This window comes from Sulfitobacter litoralis, from assembly GCF_900103185.1.
GTDB lineage: Bacteria > Pseudomonadota > Alphaproteobacteria > Rhodobacterales > Rhodobacteraceae > Sulfitobacter > Sulfitobacter litoralis.
Genome location: NZ_FNJD01000010.1, coordinates 40,683 through 60,972, shown reverse-complemented (window position 1 = coordinate 60,972; position 20,290 = coordinate 40,683). Strand labels below are relative to the sequence as shown.

Annotated in this window: 27 protein-coding genes and 1 pseudogene; 5 read left to right on the top strand and 23 right to left on the bottom strand. The window is 60.5% G+C overall.

What is annotated here, in order from left to right; all coding sequences use genetic code 11:
• Positions 1-96: 96 nt before the first annotated feature.
• The 9 genes from BLQ98_RS09805 to BLQ98_RS09765 form a co-directional block, all read right to left on the bottom strand.
• Complete coding sequence (locus tag BLQ98_RS09805) at positions 97-372, bottom strand: type II toxin-antitoxin system RelE/ParE family toxin (RefSeq protein WP_093733155.1); 276 nt, start codon at positions 370-372, stop codon at positions 97-99.
• Positions 359-658 carry a type II toxin-antitoxin system RelB/DinJ family antitoxin gene (locus tag BLQ98_RS09800; RefSeq protein WP_093733154.1) on the bottom strand — a complete coding sequence of 100 codons (300 nt, stop codon included), beginning with the start codon at positions 656-658 and terminating at the stop codon, positions 359-361. The genes BLQ98_RS09805 and BLQ98_RS09800 overlap by 14 nt, the downstream gene beginning before the upstream one ends.
• A gap of 120 nt (positions 659-778) precedes the next feature.
• Positions 779-1,711 carry an IS5 family transposase gene (locus tag BLQ98_RS09795; protein ID WP_093733153.1) on the bottom strand — a complete coding sequence of 311 codons (933 nt, stop codon included), beginning with the start codon at positions 1,709-1,711 and terminating at the stop codon, positions 779-781.
• 41 nt (positions 1,712-1,752) lie between these two features.
• A complete protein-coding gene (locus tag BLQ98_RS09790; protein ID WP_244148412.1) occupies positions 1,753-2,007 on the bottom strand; it encodes a transposase in 255 nt (84 codons plus the stop codon).
• Between the two features lie 175 nt (positions 2,008-2,182).
• Positions 2,183-3,436 (bottom strand): cytochrome P450, encoded by a 1,254-nt coding sequence (locus BLQ98_RS09785; protein WP_093733152.1) that lies wholly within the window; start codon positions 3,434-3,436, stop codon positions 2,183-2,185.
• Positions 3,437-3,576: 140 nt separating this feature from the next.
• On the bottom strand, positions 3,577-4,950 hold the full coding sequence (locus BLQ98_RS09780) for a TRAP transporter large permease (protein ID WP_093733151.1): 1,374 nt from the start codon (positions 4,948-4,950) through the stop codon (positions 3,577-3,579).
• Entirely contained in the window at positions 4,940-5,461 is a 522-nt protein-coding gene (locus tag BLQ98_RS09775; RefSeq protein ID WP_244148411.1) for a TRAP transporter small permease subunit, read from the bottom strand. The genes BLQ98_RS09780 and BLQ98_RS09775 overlap by 11 nt, the downstream gene beginning before the upstream one ends.
• 37 nt (positions 5,462-5,498) lie before the next feature.
• On the bottom strand, positions 5,499-5,996 hold the full coding sequence (lspA, locus tag BLQ98_RS09770; protein WP_093733149.1) for a signal peptidase II: 498 nt from the start codon (positions 5,994-5,996) through the stop codon (positions 5,499-5,501).
• Positions 5,993-6,847 (bottom strand): cation efflux transmembrane domain-containing protein, encoded by an 855-nt coding sequence (locus tag BLQ98_RS09765; protein WP_093733148.1) that lies wholly within the window; start codon positions 6,845-6,847, stop codon positions 5,993-5,995. The genes lspA and BLQ98_RS09765 overlap by 4 nt, the downstream gene beginning before the upstream one ends.
• 56 nt (positions 6,848-6,903) lie before the next feature.
• Between BLQ98_RS09765 and BLQ98_RS09760 the strand changes: the two genes are divergently transcribed.
• Positions 6,904-7,254, top strand: coding sequence for an ArsR/SmtB family transcription factor (locus tag BLQ98_RS09760; RefSeq protein ID WP_093733147.1), 351 nt, complete (start codon positions 6,904-6,906; stop codon positions 7,252-7,254).
• An 85-nt stretch (positions 7,255-7,339) separates the two neighbouring features.
• On the opposite strand, the gene BLQ98_RS09755 is transcribed toward BLQ98_RS09760, so the two are convergent.
• Positions 7,340-7,657: an ArsR/SmtB family transcription factor gene (locus BLQ98_RS09755; protein WP_208596042.1), complete on the bottom strand. Its 318-nt coding sequence runs from the start codon at positions 7,655-7,657 to the stop codon at positions 7,340-7,342.
• A 136-nt stretch (positions 7,658-7,793) separates the two neighbouring features.
• Between BLQ98_RS09755 and BLQ98_RS09750 the strand changes: the two genes are divergently transcribed.
• The 3 genes from BLQ98_RS09750 to arsH all read left to right on the top strand — a co-directional run bounded on the left by BLQ98_RS09750 (position 7,794) and on the right by arsH (position 10,333).
• Positions 7,794-8,705, top strand: coding sequence for an MBL fold metallo-hydrolase (locus BLQ98_RS09750; protein ID WP_093733145.1), 912 nt, complete (start codon positions 7,794-7,796; stop codon positions 8,703-8,705).
• A 13-nt stretch (positions 8,706-8,718) separates the two neighbouring features.
• Entirely contained in the window at positions 8,719-9,105 is a 387-nt protein-coding gene (locus tag BLQ98_RS09745) for a rhodanese-like domain-containing protein (protein WP_208596041.1), read from the top strand.
• 103 nt (positions 9,106-9,208) lie between these two features.
• The gene (gene arsH / locus BLQ98_RS18705; RefSeq protein ID WP_093733144.1) at positions 9,209-10,333 is read left to right on the top strand and encodes an arsenical resistance protein ArsH; all 1,125 of its coding nucleotides are present in this window, start codon (positions 9,209-9,211) and stop codon (positions 10,331-10,333) included.
• A gap of 138 nt (positions 10,334-10,471) precedes the next feature.
• On the opposite strand, the gene BLQ98_RS09735 is transcribed toward arsH, so the two are convergent.
• Both BLQ98_RS09735 and BLQ98_RS09730 read right to left on the bottom strand, forming a co-directional pair.
• Positions 10,472-10,798, bottom strand: a complete 327-nt coding sequence (locus BLQ98_RS09735; RefSeq protein WP_167354532.1) for a YnfA family protein — start codon at positions 10,796-10,798, stop codon at positions 10,472-10,474.
• 119 nt (positions 10,799-10,917) lie between these two features.
• Entirely contained in the window at positions 10,918-11,331 is a 414-nt protein-coding gene (locus BLQ98_RS09730) for a hypothetical protein (protein ID WP_093733142.1), read from the bottom strand.
• A gap of 166 nt (positions 11,332-11,497) precedes the next feature.
• On the opposite strand from BLQ98_RS09730, the gene BLQ98_RS09725 reads away from it, so the two are divergent.
• The gene (locus tag BLQ98_RS09725) at positions 11,498-12,694 is read left to right on the top strand and encodes an IS256 family transposase (RefSeq protein WP_093733141.1); all 1,197 of its coding nucleotides are present in this window, start codon (positions 11,498-11,500) and stop codon (positions 12,692-12,694) included.
• A gap of 35 nt (positions 12,695-12,729) precedes the next feature.
• Here BLQ98_RS09725 and BLQ98_RS09720 read toward each other — a convergent pair.
• The 11 genes and pseudogenes from BLQ98_RS09720 to BLQ98_RS09670 all read right to left on the bottom strand — a co-directional run.
• Positions 12,730-12,924 (bottom strand): annotated as a pseudogene (locus BLQ98_RS09720) (hypothetical protein); the annotation flags it as partial.
• A 101-nt stretch (positions 12,925-13,025) separates the two neighbouring features.
• On the bottom strand, positions 13,026-13,178 hold the full coding sequence (locus BLQ98_RS09715) for an antitoxin PaaA2 family protein (protein WP_009819682.1): 153 nt from the start codon (positions 13,176-13,178) through the stop codon (positions 13,026-13,028).
• A gap of 249 nt (positions 13,179-13,427) precedes the next feature.
• Positions 13,428-13,946 (bottom strand): type II toxin-antitoxin system YhaV family toxin, encoded by a 519-nt coding sequence (locus tag BLQ98_RS09710; RefSeq protein ID WP_093733139.1) that lies wholly within the window; start codon positions 13,944-13,946, stop codon positions 13,428-13,430.
• Entirely contained in the window at positions 13,943-14,269 is a 327-nt protein-coding gene (locus tag BLQ98_RS09705; RefSeq protein ID WP_074637394.1) for a type II toxin-antitoxin system PrlF family antitoxin, read from the bottom strand. Before BLQ98_RS09705 ends, BLQ98_RS09710 begins: the two co-directional genes overlap by 4 nt.
• 125 nt (positions 14,270-14,394) lie before the next feature.
• On the bottom strand, positions 14,395-15,048 hold the full coding sequence (locus BLQ98_RS09700; RefSeq protein WP_093733138.1) for a DUF6927 domain-containing protein: 654 nt from the start codon (positions 15,046-15,048) through the stop codon (positions 14,395-14,397).
• Positions 15,048-15,641 carry a hypothetical protein gene (locus tag BLQ98_RS09695; RefSeq protein WP_009503761.1) on the bottom strand — a complete coding sequence of 198 codons (594 nt, stop codon included), beginning with the start codon at positions 15,639-15,641 and terminating at the stop codon, positions 15,048-15,050. Before BLQ98_RS09695 ends, BLQ98_RS09700 begins: the two co-directional genes overlap by 1 nt.
• 76 nt (positions 15,642-15,717) lie before the next feature.
• The gene (locus tag BLQ98_RS09690; protein WP_093733137.1) at positions 15,718-17,700 is read right to left on the bottom strand and encodes a ParB/RepB/Spo0J family partition protein; all 1,983 of its coding nucleotides are present in this window, start codon (positions 17,698-17,700) and stop codon (positions 15,718-15,720) included.
• Positions 17,701-17,854: 154 nt separating this feature from the next.
• The gene (locus BLQ98_RS09685; protein ID WP_093733136.1) at positions 17,855-18,244 is read right to left on the bottom strand and encodes a DUF3768 domain-containing protein; all 390 of its coding nucleotides are present in this window, start codon (positions 18,242-18,244) and stop codon (positions 17,855-17,857) included.
• A gap of 88 nt (positions 18,245-18,332) precedes the next feature.
• Positions 18,333-18,542, bottom strand: a complete 210-nt coding sequence (locus tag BLQ98_RS09680; protein WP_009824441.1) for a DUF6330 family protein — start codon at positions 18,540-18,542, stop codon at positions 18,333-18,335.
• Positions 18,543-18,565: 23 nt separating this feature from the next.
• Positions 18,566-19,507 carry an ArdC family protein gene (locus BLQ98_RS09675; protein WP_093733135.1) on the bottom strand — a complete coding sequence of 314 codons (942 nt, stop codon included), beginning with the start codon at positions 19,505-19,507 and terminating at the stop codon, positions 18,566-18,568.
• A 40-nt stretch (positions 19,508-19,547) separates the two neighbouring features.
• The gene (locus tag BLQ98_RS09670) at positions 19,548-20,018 is read right to left on the bottom strand and encodes a hypothetical protein (protein ID WP_093733134.1); all 471 of its coding nucleotides are present in this window, start codon (positions 20,016-20,018) and stop codon (positions 19,548-19,550) included.
• Between the last annotated feature and the right edge of the window lie 272 nt (positions 20,019-20,290).

Sequence of the window (20,290 nt, the reverse complement as noted above, 5' to 3'; positions counted from 1 at the left end):
TTTGGATCAGGGTCTGAGTTCCAAAGGACAAAAAGCCCGCTCTACACTTTGAAGGCGTAGAGCGGGCAATTTCTTAGCGGGGGGCCTGCACCCCGATCATGGCCACTGCTGCGCAGCATGAAGAACGCGCAAAATGGTCACCATCTCAGGGCTTTCAGCATAAACCACGATGTAGTTCGGCCGAACAACCATCTCCCTAGTCCCGTCCACACGGCCCGCACGGTACATCTGAGGGCGTTCTGGAATGAGGGACGTCTTGTGTTCAATCTCGTCTTTGAGAACTTGGGCGGCATCCGGGTTGTCGTCAGAGATGTAGTCAATGATTGCCAGCAAGTCGGCTATGGCCGTGGCTTTCCATTCAAGATTTGGCAAGGCGCTTCCCGTCAATCAATGCCTGGGCGTCTTGCATCGCCTTGGCATGGGGCGTTGTGGGCCTTGGATCGTCCAGCGCTTCCTGTACCTTCGCCCTGAACCAGGCGTCATAGGCATCCGGATCAGCAGTCAATCCGGCAGGCAAGCCGCCTTCTGCGGCCACGCGGGTCAGAAGAATACGCACCGCGTCGGAGAGCGTCAGACCGACGCCCGCAAGTGCCTCCGAAGCCTGTGCTTTCAGCTGATCGTCAACACGGACATGAAGCATGGATGTTTGGGCAGGCATGGATGGTCCTCCAGTTGATGGGAGTGATGTATCTCATTTGAGATACGAATTCAAGTCGGCAGTATGGGCGATGTTGCGCAAATCAGCCCCGAGCATGACTGCCCCCTTTCCCGCCTTTCTTCAGCGGACGGCTTCGATCTCGGCCCTGCCAAGGGCCGAGAAGCGGTTCATGATGGCGATGCGGATCTGGATTTCGGCGGTCTGGCGGTCGGGGTCTCGTGACATGATCCTCTCGCCGAAGAGCTTCAGGCAGTTCATCACAGCCTCGACCCGACTTCGGACGTGATAGCCGGTCCATTTCTTCCAGAGCGTCCGGCCCAAGCGCCTGGTTGCCCGCAGGATCTCATTTCGCGCGGCAGCAGCGGGACAGTTTTCTTGCCAGGCGCGGCCATTACGGCGGATCGGTATGACGGCATCCGCGCCTCGGTCGATGATCGCGCCATGGCATCGTCGTGTATCGTAAGCCCCGTCCGCGGTGACCGTGCCGATCGCCTCCTCCGGGGGGATCTGCGTCAGCAGCTCCGGCAGCAACGGGCTGTCGCCTTGGCGGCTCGAGGTGAATTCAACCGCGCGCACATCCCCGGTGCCCGCGTCCATGGCAATATGAACCTTCCGCCATTGCCTCCGGCGTGACGGGCCATGCTTGCGAGCCTGCCACTCGCCATCACCGCGGAACTTGATGCCAGTGCTGTCGATCAACAGGTTCAGCGGCTGGCCCGAGGTGCGATACGGGACCTGCACCGCGATCCGCGCCTGCCGGCGGCACAGCGTCGAATAGTCCGGAACCGGCCAGTCGAGCCCCGCCATCTGGATCAGGCTTTCAACCAGCCCGACCGTCTGCCGGAGCGGAAGACCGAAGAGCACTTTCAGGGTGAGGCATGTCTGGATCGCAGCGTCCGAGAAGGTCTCGGGCCGTCCGCGCTTGCCAGTTTTCTCCGCATGCCAGACCATCTCGGGGTCGAACCAGACCGACAGCGAGCCGCGCTTGCGCAGCGCCGCGTTGTAGTCTGACCAGTTCGTCGTGCGGTAGCGGATCGGGGAAGGCTTCGGCATGACCTCGAGCTAACCGTCAGCGCGCGCTCAGTGAATCCCCCTCACCGATATGTGCAACAAGGTCTCTCGACAGGAAGGAAAACGCCTTCAAGAGCGATACTTTCCTCTGGCGACGGTCCGCTCTCCAACGGCGCAAACCGGGGATCTTTCAGCCACTTGAAAATCAGGGTCGCGTTCATCGAATAGCGGCGGGCAACCTGTGCAACCGAAACGCCCGGCGTCAACGTCTGCGCGCAAATCGTGCGCTTCTCGTCATCCGACCAGAGCCGCTTCTTCAAACCCTTCTTCCCCGCCATCACCAACCTCAAGATGTCCACTATCCATGGTGGACACTATCACCCACTCCATCGCGCAGGCAGGGCAGTCAGACCGGACGTTTAGTTCGTTTGGGCATTTGTATGTTCCACTTTCTTAGCAACCAATCGGCGCGCCTCGATTTCCAGAGCTCGCAGGGAAACCGGAGCTGTCCAATCACGATCCATTTTTAAGCCTGACATCGGACATGACAAACCGGGTCTTCGGCAGGGGCGGCAACTCTTTTGTATCAAGCTCCAAATCCTGATCCGGCACATCGTAGTCGATGGAATTCACGAAATATCCGCAGAATGCCTTCATCTGGCTGATAGCAATCCATTCGCCCGGACAGCGGTGGTCCAAGTGGTGGTCGCCACCGCCCTGCGGGATGAAATCATAGGGGTTTTTGGCGCGGTCCCGAAAGCGTTCGGGCCGGAACTCTTGCGGCGCGTCCCATGAACGCGGATCGGTGTTTGTGCCATAAAGGTCGAGCAGAACCCTGCACCCTTCCGGAAACCGATATCCGCGCCACTCGAATGCGCTTTTTACCCGTGCCGCGACTGCGGGAAAGAACGGATATAGGCGGCGAACCTCCTGCACGAAAGGCTCAAGTCGGCTTTCGTCGTCTTTCAGTTTTTGCACCCAGTGGGGATACTGGTGCAGGGCATGGACGGCCTGAACGATGAACACGGATACCGCGACGGTCGGGCGCAGGACATTCAAAAGCTCTACGGCGGCCACCTTGGGGGTCAATAACTCCCCATTGAGGTCGCTCCATGTCGCGATGACGTGGAGGGCGTTTTCTTTTTGTGGCTGGAGACTTCCATCGCGAACCTGCCCGATGATCCGTTCAGCCCACCTTTCCAGGCTGTGCCGCGACAGACGCGCGCGCCAATGTTTTAGGCCAACGGCTCCGGCATCCTGAAACAGAGCCGTCAGCTGCGCCGTTCGCGTCTTCGCCTCCGCCTCGGGAAGCGGCACTCCGGCCCACGCGCAGACAGCTCTCGTAAGAATCTCGCGCAATTCGCCATAGAGAACGATCTTATCTGCTGCCGCCCAGTCGGGTGCGTAATTGTCCAGCATGTGAAGCGATATGCCCTGGAGAGCAGCGATCCGCTCCGTTCCCATCAGCGACATGAACATCTGTTTGCGGTGCCGATGGGCCTCGCCGTCCAGTCCCTGAACGCCACCTTCTCCGAGCAGTGTCTTCTGAATGCGGCCGGGCATCGAGCCTTCGCGAACCAGTTTATCCTCGGAGTAGAAAACTTCCGCTGCCGCCGCACCGGTCATACAGATCGTCTTTTGAAGGAGGATGCGGGTTGCGAACAGATCGGTGTCAAGGGCGCGGCAGGTGTCCGGGATGAACCCGTAAGGATTGCGCAGAAGGGAGAGCGTGCTGTCAAAGCCCTTTGCGGATGGTATGTCGGACATGCATTATCCTTCTGTTTCTGTTTCTGTTTCTGTTTCTTTACTTTCGCCCTGTTCAGTCTGGCCGCCTGCGGTGCGGCAGCTATTCCAGAACAGAAGTGCCACTCGGCAGGAAGTCACTACATCCGCGCCAGCAATACCTGTCACCGCTGGATCAACTGCGGCGCATCAGCAGACCCAAGGGACATTTCAGGCAGCCAGGTGATAAGCTGAGGGAACGAGATTAGCGCCGCAATCAATACGATCTCGATGGCGACAAGCGGTACCGCGCCGCGGTAGATATCGGAAAGGTTGATACCCTTCGGTGCCGCCATCTTGGCAAAGAACAGGGCATAGCCGAAAGGAGGCGTCAGAAAAGACGTCTGCAACGCCAGTGCTATCAGTCCGGCGATCCAGATTTGCGCAAAGTATGCAGAGCCGACGTGATCCGCGAAGTCGAGTTCCGAGAAGATCGGCATCAGCACGGGTATGAAAACCAGCAGCACCTCGATCCAGTCAAAAACAAACCCGAGGACGATGACCACACCAAGGAGCATCGCCAATAATTCCCATCGGGAGAGATCAAATGCGGATATCCAGTCGAAGATGACATCGGGTCCACCAACAAGGTGGAAACTCAGCGAAAAGACTGATGCGCCCAGTACAATGAAGAAGACCATCGACGTCATGGTACTTGTCTGCACCGTGACAGAGTTCAACGACGAGAAAGACAAGCGCTTTCGCACCAGCGCGACCAACAGAGCGCCAAACACCCCTACGCCAGCCGCCTCCGTGAGTGTTGCAAAGCCCAGGATAATGCTGAGCGGAATGAATGCGATAACAGCGACTGAAGCGAGTACGAACAAAAGGTCTGACACAAGATTGGTCTTAGGCGCGTCCAGGGGGATTTCAACGGTTTTTCGCAAGGTGAGGGCAAAGTAGATCGCGAAGGCCATGACCATCAGAAGAACAGGCACGATCAGGGCCACGTACATCAACCCGATACGCAGATAGAACACGTTCGAGATGAAGAACAACATCACGGCGGGTGGAAACACGACGCCCAATGCGCCGGAGGCCGCGACAGCGGCACCCGCGGTTCGCGGTGCGTAGCCGGAGGCCATCATCGGGGCATAGGCGACCAGCGCCACCGTGATGACCGAAGCGCCGATGACCCCGGCGGCTGGCGCGAGCACGAGGCCGATCAGCAGGGTCGCAATGGCGTAGCGACCCGGAACGCCTGTCAGAAGACGCCCCAGCAAGCGAAACATGGTTTCGGCAACCCCGCTGGCATTCAGGACCAGTCCGAGGAAAATCAGCATTGGCACGCTGGTGAATTGGACTGATTCATTGGTCAGCACGCCGCGAGCCCGCAGGTAGATCAGCCCCAGATGCTGAAAGTCAGTGATTCCCACCCAGACCGCAGCCGCAAATCCCAGAAAGCCCGTCCCCGCCAGGACCAGAGCCACCGGAAAGCCACTGAAGACCCCGATGGCCATCACAACCAGCATAGCGACCGTGAGGACCTCATTTGCCATTATGGAGGCCGCCCGATTGTTCCGGAGCGCCTTGCGCACGTTTCCCCGCCAGAAAGGCGATGTTGCGCAGGGCTACGATCACCCCCGCAAGAGCCAGCAAGATGGGGCCGATGACTCCGGCAATGCGTTCTGCCCACAACTGGGTCTCGGCGTATTTCGTGGTGCGCATCAGACCGTCCCACCCGTAATAGGTCAGGATGGCGGCGAGCGGGAGAAGGACAAAAAGGCCACCTATCAATTCGATCCACGCAATGCGGTGCGCGGACCAATGCCTGCGAAGAACATCCACGCGCACGTGACCGTCGCGCAGGTAGGTATACCCAAAGGTCAAGAAGATCAGGATGAACAGCAGTGACGTGGACAGGTCCGGCAGGTAGCTCGAAACGCCAAGTTGTAGCTTGCGATCCAGCATCTGAAGCGCGCCGTAAGCGGCAATCGCAACAACTGTCAGCCATGCAGTCACGACGCCGATGCCGCGTATCCCACGGTCAATCCAATCCAAAAATCTCAAGCCTAGTCACCTCCCAAAGTTCCTTACTTGTCAGCTTTTATCCCCCGGTGATATTTTCCTTGCGGTGGTCCTGTTCGGAGTCTTTCGTCGCGCGAAAGCCGTCCCAGAACAGCAGTGCCGCCCCGCAGAAAATCGCCACGTCAGCGAGGTTGAAGGACGGCCAGTGGTATGTTCCGAAATGGAAATCCAGAAAGTCAGGGACCGCCTGATAACGCAGCCGGTCGATGACATTGCCGAGCGCACCGCCGATAACCAGACCGAGAGCAGCAGCCGTCAGCCTGTCCGGCGCGCGCCATAACCAGATCAGCAGCCATGCCACGATCACGGCAGCAAGCGCGATGAGACCCCACCAGGGCACGATCCCGCCGAGCATGCCGAAGCTGACCCCATCGTTCAGGACACGAACGAGATTGAGAAAGGGCAGAACTTCGACCCCATGCTCAAGCGCCGGGGTGTTAAGGGCCAGCGTCTTGGTGCCCTGATCGAGACCGAAAGCTGCAATCGCGCAGAGCGCACCCAGAATGCGGCTGTTCATGCCGCCACTTTCAGATCGGAACGCGCATCGCTGATGATCGCCCAGGAAGAATGCAGGAACAATCCGGCGATGCCGAAGGCGACGATCAGGTCGGGCCATGCGCTACCCAGCCAAAACACCAGACCGGCGGCGATAACGACTGCCGCGTTGCCGATGGCGTCGTTGCGCGAAAACAGCCAAACAGCCCGCATGTTCGCGTCGCCCTTGCGGAATTTCAGCAGGGGCAACACGGAGATGACATTGATGACAAGAGCAATCAGGCCCAGTATCCCCATCAGAGTGGCATCTGGCGGTGTCGGCTCGAATGCCCGCATGATGGTTGTGCCAAGGACGCCAAGACCGAGCAGACCGAGAAAGATGCCCTGAATCAGGGCTGACCGCGCCCGCCAGGCAAGGCTCCAACCGATTGCCAGAAGGCCAAGGAAGGTGATCGCGCCATCGCCGATGAAATCGAGCGCATCGGCCTTCACAGCCTGCGATCCGGAGATGAACCCGCCGACCAACTCGATGACACCGTAACCAACGTTCAGGATCACGACGATCCAGAGCGCGCGTCGGTAGGCTGGATCCTGATGGGCCGCACCTTGCTGAAGGTCCTCGTCGCTCTCGATGCGGTCGAACCCGTACCCCGTGGTTTCAACGGCTTTCTCGATCTCCGGCAACCGCGCTTCGGGGGCCTTCAGGGTCATAATGTGGGTCGCCGCCGACACTTTCACCGCGTCGGGCGCGACCCCGGCAGATTGCGCCGCTCGTTCAATCTGCGCGGCGTCCTTGGCGCAATCCATGCCGGAGACGCGGTAACGGAAGGATGGGATATCTGCCGTCGAACCGGCGCTATCGGTGTTGGCCATGGGTGCACTTCTCCTGCTAGAGTGAATCAAGAAACAACATATCAGCGAGGAATGATATGGATCAAATTATCGCCGACTGCAATACCGGGACTACCGTTATTGAACGAAGAGCGAAGCTGTTTCGCGGCTTTGCGGACCCGAGCCGCCTCGCGATTATGGACGCCTTGCGCGAAGCGCCGTTGGCCGTTCATGAGATCGTGACGCGCACGGAGTTATCGCAGCCAAACGTTTCCAACCATCTCCGGTGTCTTCTGGATTGCGGGCTCGTGGCCAGCGATCGCGACGGACGCTTCATCCGCTACCGCATCAGCAACCCGCGCATTACAGCCCTTTTGAACGATGTTGACGCACTTCTAGAATTGGTTGCAGAGGGTGTTGAGGCGTGTGACAATTACCGCGAAGCGTAAGCGATCATGTCGCGGCCCGCGAAATCCTGAACTCTTCACCATAATTACAACCTAGCCCGTCCGGGTAACGGAACCGGTACGTTCATCAACCCAGCGCGCTCTCATCCCTTTCACAGTAGATGCGATAGAGCGCATCGATCATGTCGTGTAGGCGTAGATCGGCAATGCTGTAGTGAATCGTCTGACTTTCGCGCCTTGTCGCGACCATGCCAGCCTCACGCAACTTCGCGAGATGCTGGCTGAGTGCCGACTGGCTCAGGGCGAGCTGGCCCTGTAGCTCACCCACCGATTGCTCTCCCTCCAGTAAGTGACAGAGCACGAGAAGCCTGTTGGCATTCGACAGCAACGCCAGTTGACCCGCCACATCCTGCGCGCGCGTCTGCAAGATGGAGAGGGAGGGCATGGGTTTCTCTGTATTAGAGTTGACTAATTTAGACATGACTTACATATACTTCCGACAGACGACTTGAACAATACAATATTTCAACAGAGCCCCATACTGGGCCGGTCACAGACTTCGCAAGCAAAGGAGCGTAAACATGTCCAAGCTGAAAGAACCTGTCGTTCGCCATTCTGCATCGACAGGGGAAAATAGCCCCGATGTCTGGGGCATCTATGAGCCCGACACCGGGTCCATCCAGTACATTTGCGCCGACCCGACGACCAAAAAGGCTGCATTGATCGATGTCGTACTGAACTTCGATCCTGCAAGTTTTACAACCGATATGCGCAGTATGGAGCAGGTACTGGACCTTGTGGCCGAACACGGCCTTACAGTCGAATGGGTTCTCGATACGCACCCCCACGCCGATCACGTCACGGCTTCTTCGCACCTCAAGGAACGGACCGGTGCCGTCAACGCCATCGGTGAGAAGGTTCGCGATATCGCCGGACTCTGGCGCGAATACTACAACACGCCGGACGCGTTCGACGTGGATCGCGATTTTGATCGTCTGTTCGCGGCCGGCGATACCTTCAGCATCGGCGATCTGGACATTTACGTAATGCTGTCACCAGGGCACACACTGGGCTCTATCACCTATGTTTGCGGCGATGCGGCCTTCGTACACGACACGCTGATGCAGCCCGACAGTGGCACATCGCGTGCCGATTTTCCTGGCGGGTCCACTGAGGACCTGTGGAATTCCATCCAGGCAATCCTGTCTTTGCCGGAGGAGACCCGGCTCTTTGTCGGGCATGACTACGGGTCCGAGGATCGCGACGAGCCGCATTGGGAAGCCACAGTCGCTATGCACAAGGCCGAGAATGTGCATGTGAAGGACGGCACCGACAAAAGCGACTACATTCAGACCCGTGAGGATCGCGATGCCACGCTGGGTTTGCCGGACCGGATGTTGGCCGCGCTCCAGATCAATCTTCGCGCGGGCCAATTACCCGCGTCCGAGGACGACGGTGCGCATTACTTGAAAATGCCCGTGAACAAATTTTGAAGGAGATGCCATTATGAATAAATCCATGAAAGACCTCGTTGAAGATGCCAGATCACGTGTTGATGTGATCAGCCCAGCGGAAGCCCACAGCGCGATGAAGCAGGGAGATATTATTCTCGACGTGCGCGAACCGGCGGAACTGGACAGCGATGGAGCGGTTGACGGCGCGGTCCATATCCCGCGCGGACTGGTCGAGGCGCAGGCCGACGCGGACACGGGCAAGGCAAACGAGGTCCTGGCCAATAAACGCGGCGGCAACGGACGGGTTCACGTGCTGTGTGCATCGGGTGCGCGTGCGGCTCTGGCAGCCGACAGCCTGCGCCAGATGGGCTATGTCACAACGGTGATCGAAGGCGGTCTCGCGGCTTGGAAAGAGGCGGACCTGCCGTTTCGGATCTAACGCGGACGCTGTCGCGATCTTATCGCTGCGGGGATCGTGACGATCATGTTTCCCTCAATGGTTAGCCAACGCCCTACAACTCTTGCAATAACGGAGTATCCCTATGAAACGCCGCAAATTCCTCGGCCTCGCCACCGCCGCTATCGCAACCCCTGTACTCAACATCAGTCGGGCTTGGGCTGCCGAGCCTGGTGCGCCATTGCCAATACCGGAGATTATGGAGGTCGGATCCGGCGCGGGTAACGCGCTTGAGGCTATACGCGGAACACGTGACTTCGTCGGTGGAGCTGCCTCAGAGACTTGGGGTTACTCGCAGGATTACCTTGGGCCATTGCTGCGTTTCCAGCGTGGGCGCACCGCAAACATCAGCGTAACGAACCGCCTTGATGAGCCAATCACGGCACACTGGCACGGGATGCACGTGCCGGGCTACCTTGATGGCGGCCCGCAGCTTGCCTTCGGGCCGGGGGAGACCTGGGCACCGGAACTGCCAATTGATCACCCTGCAGACGCCGCTTTGGCTGATACACGGAACATCGAAGAAACCCATTTCCAACCCATTGACACCGATCGGCTGTTGGCACCCGCGCGGGCGACGCACGCCCCGCGCATCCTGCTGCTCTACGGTTCGCTGCGAGATAGCTCGTTCAGCCGACTGATGACCGAGGAAGCCGCCCGTATCCTGACGCGACTGGGGGCGGAGACGCGAACCTATTGCCCGTCCGGTTTTCCACTGCCCGACGACGCGGACGCCGATCATCCGAAGGTGAAAGAACTACGCGATCTCGTCACCTGGTCCGAGGGCATGGTCTGGTGTTCGCCCGAACGCCACGGCGCGATGACCGGCGTCATGAAAACCCAGATCGACTGGATACCGCTATGCCTCGGCGGCGTGCGCCCGACGCAGGGCAAGACGCTGGCCGTCATGCAGGTCAGCGGCGGCTCGCAGAGCTTCAACGCCGTGAACCAGCTCCGCATCCTCGGCCGATGGATGTGCCTGCTGACCATCCCGAACCAGTCCTCCACCCCGAAGGCGTTTCTGGAATTCGACGAGGCGGGCCGCATGAAGCCGTCTCCGTTATACGACAGGATGGTCGATGTTATGGAGGAGCTGATGAAGTTCACCCTGCTTACCCGGGACAACGTGGATGTCCTGCTCGACCGTTACAGCGAGCGCAGGGAAAGCGCCGCCAAGTTGTCGAAGCGGGTGAATCAGAAAGCGATCTGATCGAACGCTCCAGCGTTTTCGCACCGTCTGCGACTCAGGAAAACCTTCCGAATGTGCAGAATGCCAACATCAATGGAACCTGTGAAACGAAAGACTGATCACGATTTTCGGGGAAGACAGGGTTGTGGCAGAGCCGCGTCAAATACCACGCGGTGCCAAGAGAATTATACCCGCACCGACAAGGCAAATGGCCGCTCCGATAACATCCCATTGATCCGGGCGATGGCCTTCCACACCCCATAGCCATAGCAGGGACGATACGATGTAGATGCCACCGTAGACTGGATAGGCGCGTCCCGCCTGATCGGCGGGGCTGAGGGCTAGCAACGATGCGAAAACCGCCAATGACAGCATCCCATGCACCAGCCAGAACGGACTCTTGTCCAGTCGGAACCTAGCCCAGAAGGCAAAACATCCAGTGATTTCAGCAAGCGCGGCAATGAAGTTGATCAGAACTGTTTTCATCGGGGCGGACATACGCTCCAGACAGGGTCGGGTCTATTCCTTCATGTCAATGCGCACGAGAAAGTGGCTTGCGCGCGCCATGCCAAAAGCGCCTCCGCTGGTTGCGCAGAACAGGGACGTCAGGCGCTGACATCGGCGGCCTCAGCTTCCTGTCGCGCGCGCCGGATGTCGATGCCGGATTGCCACAGGACGATCAGCCCGACACTGACGACGAGTATGATCGACATCATCCAGTTGAACAGGATCATCAAAAGGGCCTGTTCAACGGGCACTCCGAGCAGATCGAACGCCAGTGCGGACCCGATGACAAAACCTCCCGGCACCCGGACAAACCGCGACAGCACAAGTGAAAAACCGGCGAATACCATCAAGAACAGATAGTCGAAAGGTGCCAGCACCACGCCCACGGCAAGCCCGGCCCAGACGTAATGCGTGGCTGAGATCAGCTTGGCGGCAACAGCACCCAGCAAGACGTTCAACCGGTGCCATCGACTGCGCGGCCAGACCACACCGTCGCAAAGTGCGCCCCGCAATGCTGCTCCGTTGGCGCGAAACGATAGTGTCCCAACGCTTGGTGTAAGAGGCCGCGGGCGGAGCCCTTGGCGTAGCGCAGCGCGCGGCCGGGTGTGACGCTGGCGGTCACCGTCGATCTTCGAAGTAGGTTCAGGTTGGGCAACCTTGAACCAGATGGAGACGACGATGACCGACGACAGAATGGCTCTGCTCGAGCTGGTTGAAAAGCAGGCTGATGGAGATCTGGTCCGCGAGATGCTGGCCTTCGCGGCCGAGCGGATCATGGAGGCAGAGGTTGAGGCGAGAACGGGCGTTGCGAAGGGCGCGCGTTCGCCGCTGCGCGAGGTCCATCGGAACGGCTATCGCGCGCGGGACTGGGACACGCGTGCCGGCCGGGTCGCGTTGGAAATTCCGAAGCTGCGCAAGGGCAGCTATCTGCCCAGCTTCCTTGAGCCTCGCCGCACGGCCGAGAAGGCGCTCGTGGCCGTGATCCAGGAGGCTTACGTCCAAGGCATTTCCACCCGCTCGGTCGACAACCTGGTGAAGGCCATGGGCGCCGGTGGCATGTCGAAGAGCCAGGTCAGTCGCCTCTGCGGCGAGATCGACGATCGGGTGAACGCGTTCCTGGATCGGCCGCTGGAGGGGAGCTGGCCATACCTCTGGCTCGACGCGACCTATCTGAAGGTCCGTGACGGCGGGCGGATCGTCAGCCGTGCTGTGATAGTGGCCGTGGCAGTCAACGAAGATGGCAAACGCGAGGTGCTGGGCGTCGCCACGGGCCTCTCCGAGGCAGAAACCTTCTGGATCGACTTCCTGCGCAGTCTTGCCGACCGCGGCCTGCGGGGAGTGAAACTGGTGATCTCCGACGATCACAAGGGGCTCCGGGCCGCCGCGCGGCGGGTCTTCAATGCGACCCACCAAAGATGCCGGGTTCACTGGATGCGAAACGCTCTGGCCCATGCCCCGGCCAAGCAGCGCACGGCCGTGGCCGCGATGCTGAAGACGATCTTTGCCCAGGACAACAAGGCCGATGCCGAAGCCCAGTGGGAGGTGGTTGCCGACGCGCTGCGTGAGAAGCAGGCGACGCTCGGCGCCCTGATGGACGCTTCCCGCGATGACGTGCTCGCCTACATGGATTTCCCTCGCGAGCACTGGCCCCAGATCGCGTCGACGAACCCACTTGAGCGGGTGAACCGCGAAATAAAGAGAAGGTCCGATGTCATCGGCATCTTTCCCAACGACGAGGCCATTGTTCGGCTCGTTGGCGCATTGATGCTGGAGACCAATGACGAGTGGACAGTCGCGCGCCGCTACATGAGCCTTGAATCCCTCGCACGCGTCATCGACAATCCCGGCATCAGGTTGCCCGCCGTGGCCTCCTGATCAGGCTTGGACTTCTCCGAAGGTCGGCGCTCTTACACCAGTCGGTGGGACACTATCCCGTCCCAGGCGCCGCCGGCATCACTGCCATGGAATGTCTCGCGCATGATGCGCGCGAGCGCTGAGCTGCGCAGGGGTTGGTGGTCGATCTCCGCGCCGATTTGCGCCAGCGCACAGACGAGATCAGCGTCGGAGATTGAGAGAGCCGGGTTTGCCGGTTTGGGCTTGGACATGGGGATTTCCTTTGGATCAGGGTCTGAGTTCCAAAGGACAAAAAGCCCGCTTTCGCTTTTCAGGGTGACGGGGTCAGACCGCGCTGACCTCCAAGGCTTGGTCAGGACTTGGGTTCGACCTGCCGCTTCGCATCAATCAATGCCTGTGCGGCCTGCATCACCTGAACCTGAGATGTTCCCGAGCGTGCATCCTCCAGCGCGGCCTGTACCTGCGCGCAAAACCAGGCGTCATACGAATTCGCTTCAGCGGCCACGGAAATGCTCCTCTAGGCCCCAGTCCAGAAGCTTGCCGAGGTCATCGGGCATGTCTGCAACGCGCACCGCAAATTGGCAACGCTTCCGTTTCATCCGAGACGCGCCTTGCTCATCGGTGCCGAGGTGCGGCCCTTCCTTACCCTTTGGGTCCATTGCGCTTTCTCCGACTATACTATGGGTTGATGCTACATCACCCAGCCTGACGTCGTAAACGGCAATGCCGGTAGGTTCACAGCAAACCGGGCCACCTACCGATCTGGCGCCGCTTCAAGGGAAGTTTCGAACCGCTTGTCCGCCGCCGCAGCTTCTTTCAAGAGCGCGTCGAAATTGTCAGGTGGGTTGCCATCTTCCAGCATCCCTTTGAACGTCGCATAGGCATCCGTCTTGCTGCCATAGGCGCGCAGGGTCTTGTCGTCGTTCACCCAGGCCACCACGATGACCTTCGCATCGCTGTTGAACCGGTAGAACAACCGATACTGCTGGAAGAATTTCGCCCGGAACCAGTGCTTGCGGTGGTCGCCGAGTGTGCCGCCTTGCCGGAAGGCTGCGGCACCCGGATCTGCCGGTATGGCCTCGGTCACCAGCTTGAAGATGGCGGCCAGCCGTTTCGTGGAATTTTTCTTGCGCCAGGTCTTGGGATCGCGCGCCTTACGCGCCTCGACCTCCAGGGTCAGCCCTTCGAGCTGGTCCAGAAAGAGCGGATGCGCATATATCGACCATCCGTTTACGACAAGGGGCGCTTGGGCGGGCACGCTATCGCCGCTCATTCATCCTCGAGCGATAGCGGCGCATCGAGATCGACGTCAACGTCTCCGACCAGTGCTGCAAGACGGTCATGCAAAGCCCCATCGAAGGCCCGAATGCGGTCCGGATGCGCCTTGATATCGGCCTCGACAAAATCGAGAAAGGCTCCGAGCACGGGATCTTCCTCTTCGCTGCGCACGGGCTCGATATAGACCCTGCCACTCGGCTCAGTGCAGTAACGAATCTGGTCGCCCTTGCCCAGCTTGAGTTGCTTGCGAACACCCGCCGGCACGGTCGTCTGATACCGATCCGTGAGTTTCGAGACATCTTGTGCGAGCGCTGTCATGGCAGTCTCCTGAAAGAGAGGGATCTTTGCTGCCTGCGATAGGTAATGCATTTGCATTGCCTTGTCAAGACAAGCCGCAGCATCTGCTGTCGCCGGGCAGGTCGATGACCCGTCCGGCGCAGGACCTAATTTCGCCTCGTCAGGAACTCCGCCAGCACCGGGCTAGCCGCACCTTTCGCGGAGCTGAGCAGCTCCGAGCCCGCAAGCGAGGCCTTCGACAGGCGCACGAGCCCACCAGTTTCCTCGATGCGGTAGCAGCGGCGCTTTTGCCGCCCGCGCCTGTAGTGGGTCGCGGTGACAATCTGGCAGGTACTGCCATCGGTGAGCGTCACAGGTGCTGCGAGCTTGATCTTGTCGCCTTCCTCGTAGTCCGGGATCGCAGCCCAGTCCTGGCAGCGCTGGCACCAGGCATGAGCATAGCTGTCTGGGTCTTTCAGCTCGGACAGCAGGGCCAATAGGCTCAGTGGCGCGCGGGATTCGACCGGTCCCGCGCTTTCCTCCATGTTCTTGTAGCCCCAGCTGCCGTCATCATATCGGGTAAGGAATACGGCGGCGAAAGTGATGGAGCCATCCGCATCGGTGACATAGGTCGTGTCTTCGACAGGGGTGCCGTCGATATATGTGACCTTTGCCGCCGCGTACCAAGTCGAACCCACCTTGCAGGCTTTGACCAGTTCCGTCTTGCGCCTTTCGCCCTCGAAGGTGCACAGCCGAGCAATCTCCGCTTTCTCATCTGCGTAGGTCTGGACGCGGCCGTCGGTGTAGAAGAGCCAACCCATCACGCCGCCCTCCGGTCATCGATTTCCATCAGCGCATCAAGCGGCACGCGATAGGGCTGCATGGCGTCGAAATCCTCGCAATTGCCGCAGTTCTGCACGATCGCGAAGGTGTCGCAGGCATCCTTGAGGATGACCCGGAAGGTGCCGCCGAGGCCCGAGGGCACCTCGTAGGTCCCGCCGATGAGATAGTCCGAGGCCCGGCGCACGAAGACGCGGATGCTGTGGCCATCGGTGGCGAGCCGGATCGCCCCCTGCCCTCGGTCGATGAGCACCTGCACATCGTCCAGGATGTCGGTGTAGAACTGGCCGGTCAGATCGCGAAACGCCATGCGGCGCTGCGCCATCCAGTCGGTGTCCCGAAACGGGTTCATGCCGTCGGCGAAGGCGAAGGAGGGATCGGCCTGTTCGGTGGTGACGATACGGGTGGTCGTGCCATCGATGCCGTTCGAGCGCAGATGCACGCCGTTGCCGACGATGAGGATCAGGGCGGGCCTGTCCACGGGCCCGTTCCAGTTGGGCAGGAAGGTTTTGCAGGCACGCGCGTGGGCGATCTGCGCTGCGACAGCGGAGGCAGAGAACTTGAGAATAGCCATGGGGATGTCTTTCCGTTGGGTGTGGGAGGGTCGACCCGCGCGGGCGGCGTGGTCCACGCGCGGGTCGCGTGATGGCTCAGGCCGCTTGCGCGACCTCGCTGTCAGGCTCCGGGGTTTCCGCAGCGGGCTCCGCCTCCTCAAAGGCGACACCGGCGGTCTGCATCATCGGTGGGCACCAGGCGGCCACCGCGGCGCGCTGCGCGTCCGTGAGCGTGGCGAAGGGCTCGGCGAAGAGCTTGTCGCAGAAGGCGACGATCTCCTTCTTGCTCGACGAGGCGAGCGTCACAGCCTCCTGGGCCAGGCCCAAATCCTCGCCGAGGATCTTCAGGAGCCAGGCCTTCTTGAAGCGGTTGAAGAGCGCCGCATTCGGCGTCCAGTGGGCGCGAATGTCGGGCATGATCTCAATCTCGAAATCATGCATCAGGCTGTCGCGCTGGCGGTCCCGTGCGAAGCAGGACTGCGTGGTGCTGGCCGTAGCATAGGCGACAAGCTTGGCCTTCTCCCCTGCCTCCAGCGCGCGAAACGCCGCGAACTGATCGGCGGGCGCGCGGGTGTCATCGAGCCAGGACAGATCAAGCGCATCATGCGCCGCCGCCACCTGCTCGAGCGAGGTCTCGTCGATCTCGTCCATCTTGGCATGGCTGCGGTATTCCTTGCGGGCATCGATCTTGATCGCCTGCGTGACACTCATGCCACTGGCCAGAACGTCACTGACCAGCTTGAAGAGCGTCAGATCGAGCGTGGCTTCCGGATGCAGCGCCATCGCGGCCCCGAGCGCCATGGCGCGCTCGGTCTTCAGATCCTCGGCCAGTGAGGCCGGGTAGCTGATTTCGCCGGCGTCCGGGGCCTCCTCCCCCGTCGGGTTGACCGACGGGCCGCGCGCGCCTTCCACTTTCACGGTGTCCTCGGGGCGGACTAGGCCCACATGGAGCGTGACCTGCCCACCCTGCCACGACGCGATCACCCCGGACCGCGCGAGGTCCTCGGCGCTGTAGGCCTCCTGCAGATCGCGCGCTTCTTCTTCCAAGGCGTCCACGCGCTCGTAAAGGGCATTGTAGGCACCGTCCTCGAGCCCCTCATCCTCCATCTCGAGCTGCAGCTTCTCGAGTTCTGCGGTGATCTCATCGATGCGCTTCTGGGCCGCTTCATCCGGCTCAATCGGGCCGGGATAGACGCGGCCATAGTCCGCCATGGTCGCGTAATCATAGCGGACCATCGCATCGGCCCAGGCAAAGCCCAGCCTCATACGGGCCTCTTCGGCGGCGGCACCGAGCTTCTCGAGCAGGATGGTCTCGACCAGTGCTGCATCCTCAAGCACGGAATGCTCTTCCAGAAGGTCAGCCGCGACAGCACCGCCCCGCGCCTCGTAGTCCGCGCGCACAAAGGCCCCAATATCATCGCTGACGTGCACGCCGCGGGATTTGAGGGCCTGACGGACGGTGTAGGCCTGCAGATAGCCGCCGTCTTTCGTGAGCGCCTCGAAGACCTCGCGCTGCGCCTCCTGGCTCGGGTGCTCGGCGAAGGCTTTCATCGTGTCGAGCGTGATCACCTTGCCCCGGGCCGCGGCGCGGATGTCGGGGTGGATAAGGCCATAGCGCAACCGGCCTTTCACGGCGGCCACCGTGGTGCCAAAGGTCTTTGCGATCGTCTCGGGCGTCTGGCCGTCGGCCTCCATCATCCGCGCGAAAGCCTCGAACTCGTCAATGGCGTTCATCGGTGCCTGGGTGATGTTCTCGGCGAGCGACAGCGCCGTGGTGACGTCGCACTCCTCCGGCACAAGGCGACAGTCGACCTTGGTTTTCGCAGTGAACCCCTTGGCGACCTTGTCGGCGACCAGCTCCTTCAGCGCGGCATGGCGCCGGCCACCGGCGAGGACAGCATATTTGCCGTCAAGCTTCTGGACCAAGAGCGGCTGGAGCAGGCCCAGCACAGCGATGCTGGCCTTCAGATGCGCGATGTTCTCGGGGTCATAGGTTTCCGAAGAGTTGCTGCGCACATTGGCGGCATGCGCAGTGAGATCGCCGATGGCGACGGTGAGAGGGGCAAAGCTTGCGGTCATGGGATATCCTTCCAGGTGGGTGAGATGCGGCCCGCGCGCTTGCGCGTGACCAATCCCCGGCTTCAGGGATCACCAAGACAAAAGGCCCACTTTCCCTTTGAGGGGTCAGTGGGCCTTGAGTTTTCAGATCGACACTTTGGGAAGCCCTCCTACCCTACCAGTCACGCGCCAGCATGATGGTCAGCACGCGCATGGTTGTGGCAGGATTGTCCGGGGTCTCGGCCCCGTAGCGGAAATCCGAATCTGCCTCATAGAGATCGATTTTCCAGAACACGGTCTCGCCCCGGATCTCGACCGCGCCAAAATCGTGCCATCCCTCGGGATCATTCTCAGGCTCGAATGTATCGAACGCACCGGTGGCCTTCACCGCCTCGGCCATGAAGCCGTCACCGGCCTCCATAAGCGAGCGGGTGACATGCATCCGGCCCTGGATGGGCTGCGCGGGCGGCACTCCAAGGCACGCGAGCTTGCGAAACGCGTCGTTCTGCGCCGCGATCACACTCGGATCCGGACGGTCTGGCTGGGGTTGAACGGTCATGGACATGGGGATCTCCTTTGAGAGGTTTGAAACACCTTTCTCAAAGCCCGCTTTTTCTTTTCCGCTTGGCGGATGAATCGAGGCCGAAGGCGCCCTACCCGAACAGCCCTTTGGGTCTGTAATTCGGGTTAGGGATGGTTTCGACCCAGCCACCCTGTTTTTTGATGGTTCCGAGCGCTGCCGAGAGAGGATAGGCACCCTCGGACGCGCTCCACCAATAGGCACTGCGCTTGAAGGTGATGATCTTGCGGCGGCCATCTTTGAAGCATGCCACCCGCAGCGTCTTGGGTTCCTTGCATGACATGGAAGTCTCCGTTCTCAGTGCGGTCAGGCGGCCTCGGCACTGCGCCCTGCCCTGCCCGTCTCCGATCTGGCGATCAGATAGTCGCAGGCGCGCTGCGCGTCCGCGGCGTGCCGGAAGATCGCGCCCTTATCCGACCGAAGAACGCGCAACCAGTTGTGGAGATAGGCGGCATTCATCTCGAGCGTATGCGCCGTGAAGCCGAGCGTCTGACCCAGGAACACCGAGGTCAATTCCGCGACGATCTCCTCGCGCGCATAGGACGTGTTGCCAAACTTCGAGAACCCGAAATCACGGTTCAGTCGATGTGGGGCTTTCGTGGCATGGGCCAGCTCATGGGCCCAGACCCCGTAGAAATTGCGCGGGTCCTGGAACCGCGTGATGGATGGCATGTAGACCTTGTCCACGGGGGGCAAATAGTACGCCTCCGTGCCCGTGAAGACGGTTGTGATGTCGATGGCATCGAAAAACGCCTGCATGTGCGGGATGGGCTCGGACGACGGATGCTCGGGCGCGGGCTCCGGATTGGGGTAGAAACTGTCGGGCAGGCCATCGATCTGGCAGGCATTGAACACGCGGTAGGATTTCTGGAAGCGGAAGATGTGGGCTTCCTCGGAGCGATCATCCCCGTCGCTGCGGTCATGCTCGTCGCCGCCCGCGTCTTTCCGGCTTTGACCGTAATAAACGACGACAGAGGACTTCTCGCCCTTGCGGACCTTTGCGTCCAACGCATTGGCTTGCGGCAGCGTCATCCAGAAGGGAGAGCTGTGGCCCGCCATCACGGTCCGCATCGTCAGCAGGAAGTTGTTCACCCCCTGGTAGGGCTCACCGCCCACGCGCAGGGGACGAGAGCTGCCGCCTGCAGTCCAGGGCTTGCGCCATGGCAGGACGCCGCGCTCAATGATGCGGATGATTTCGTTTGTGATGACCTCGGAGGCATCGAATTTGGGCGTGCGGGATCGGGCCATGGATGGCCTCCTTTCGAGTGTTGATGAGAGGGAGTGGTGATCAGGTTGACTGACGGGGGCGTGGATCGTTGGCGATCCTCGCGCCGAGCCCTTCGACCATGTCGATGTAGGTGGTCAGCGAGACGGACCTGCCAGGGCCCCAGTGTTCAGAGTCGTCCGATCCGTCCCGCGCCACCCGCGGCAGGTTCGCGAAGGCGATGACATCGGTGACGGGTCGGATATCGATGAACGGGGTCCCTCGTGCGACCGCAAGAGAGGCCAAGGGAAAGCGCTCGATCGGCGCGAAGGTCGACACGGTGGTCCAACCAAGATGGATGAATGTCCCGCCCTCTCCGCAGATCACGTGCGCGTTTGGCAATAACGCCGCCTGCTTCAGATAGCCGAGATCACGCAGGATGGTCTCGCGCTTGGGCTGCTGTGCCTGCCCCGTCTGGCCGGTTCGGCGTAGTTCCTTGTGTCGCCACCACGAGGCAGCGGTCGCGCGCAACACGCGCAAGACACCTGTTTGCATGGGAATGCCCTTAATCAGGAACGGCAAACCGGAACCCGGCCCGGACCCATCTGAGGGACCCCAAAGGCCCTCATCCGTCAGTCACAAAACCCGAAGAACACTTTCTCTTTTTTCGTGCATTGACCCTGTCCTGGCCAATTTCAGCGGATCCTCACCACACCGCGCCATGCCTGCGTTTTTGTCGAAGCCATTGATCTGGAACAGCAGAGGCATCTGGGGACGCAAAATCGGCAACGGGAATCGGCAAAAGCTTGCACAAGTTGCTAAATTAT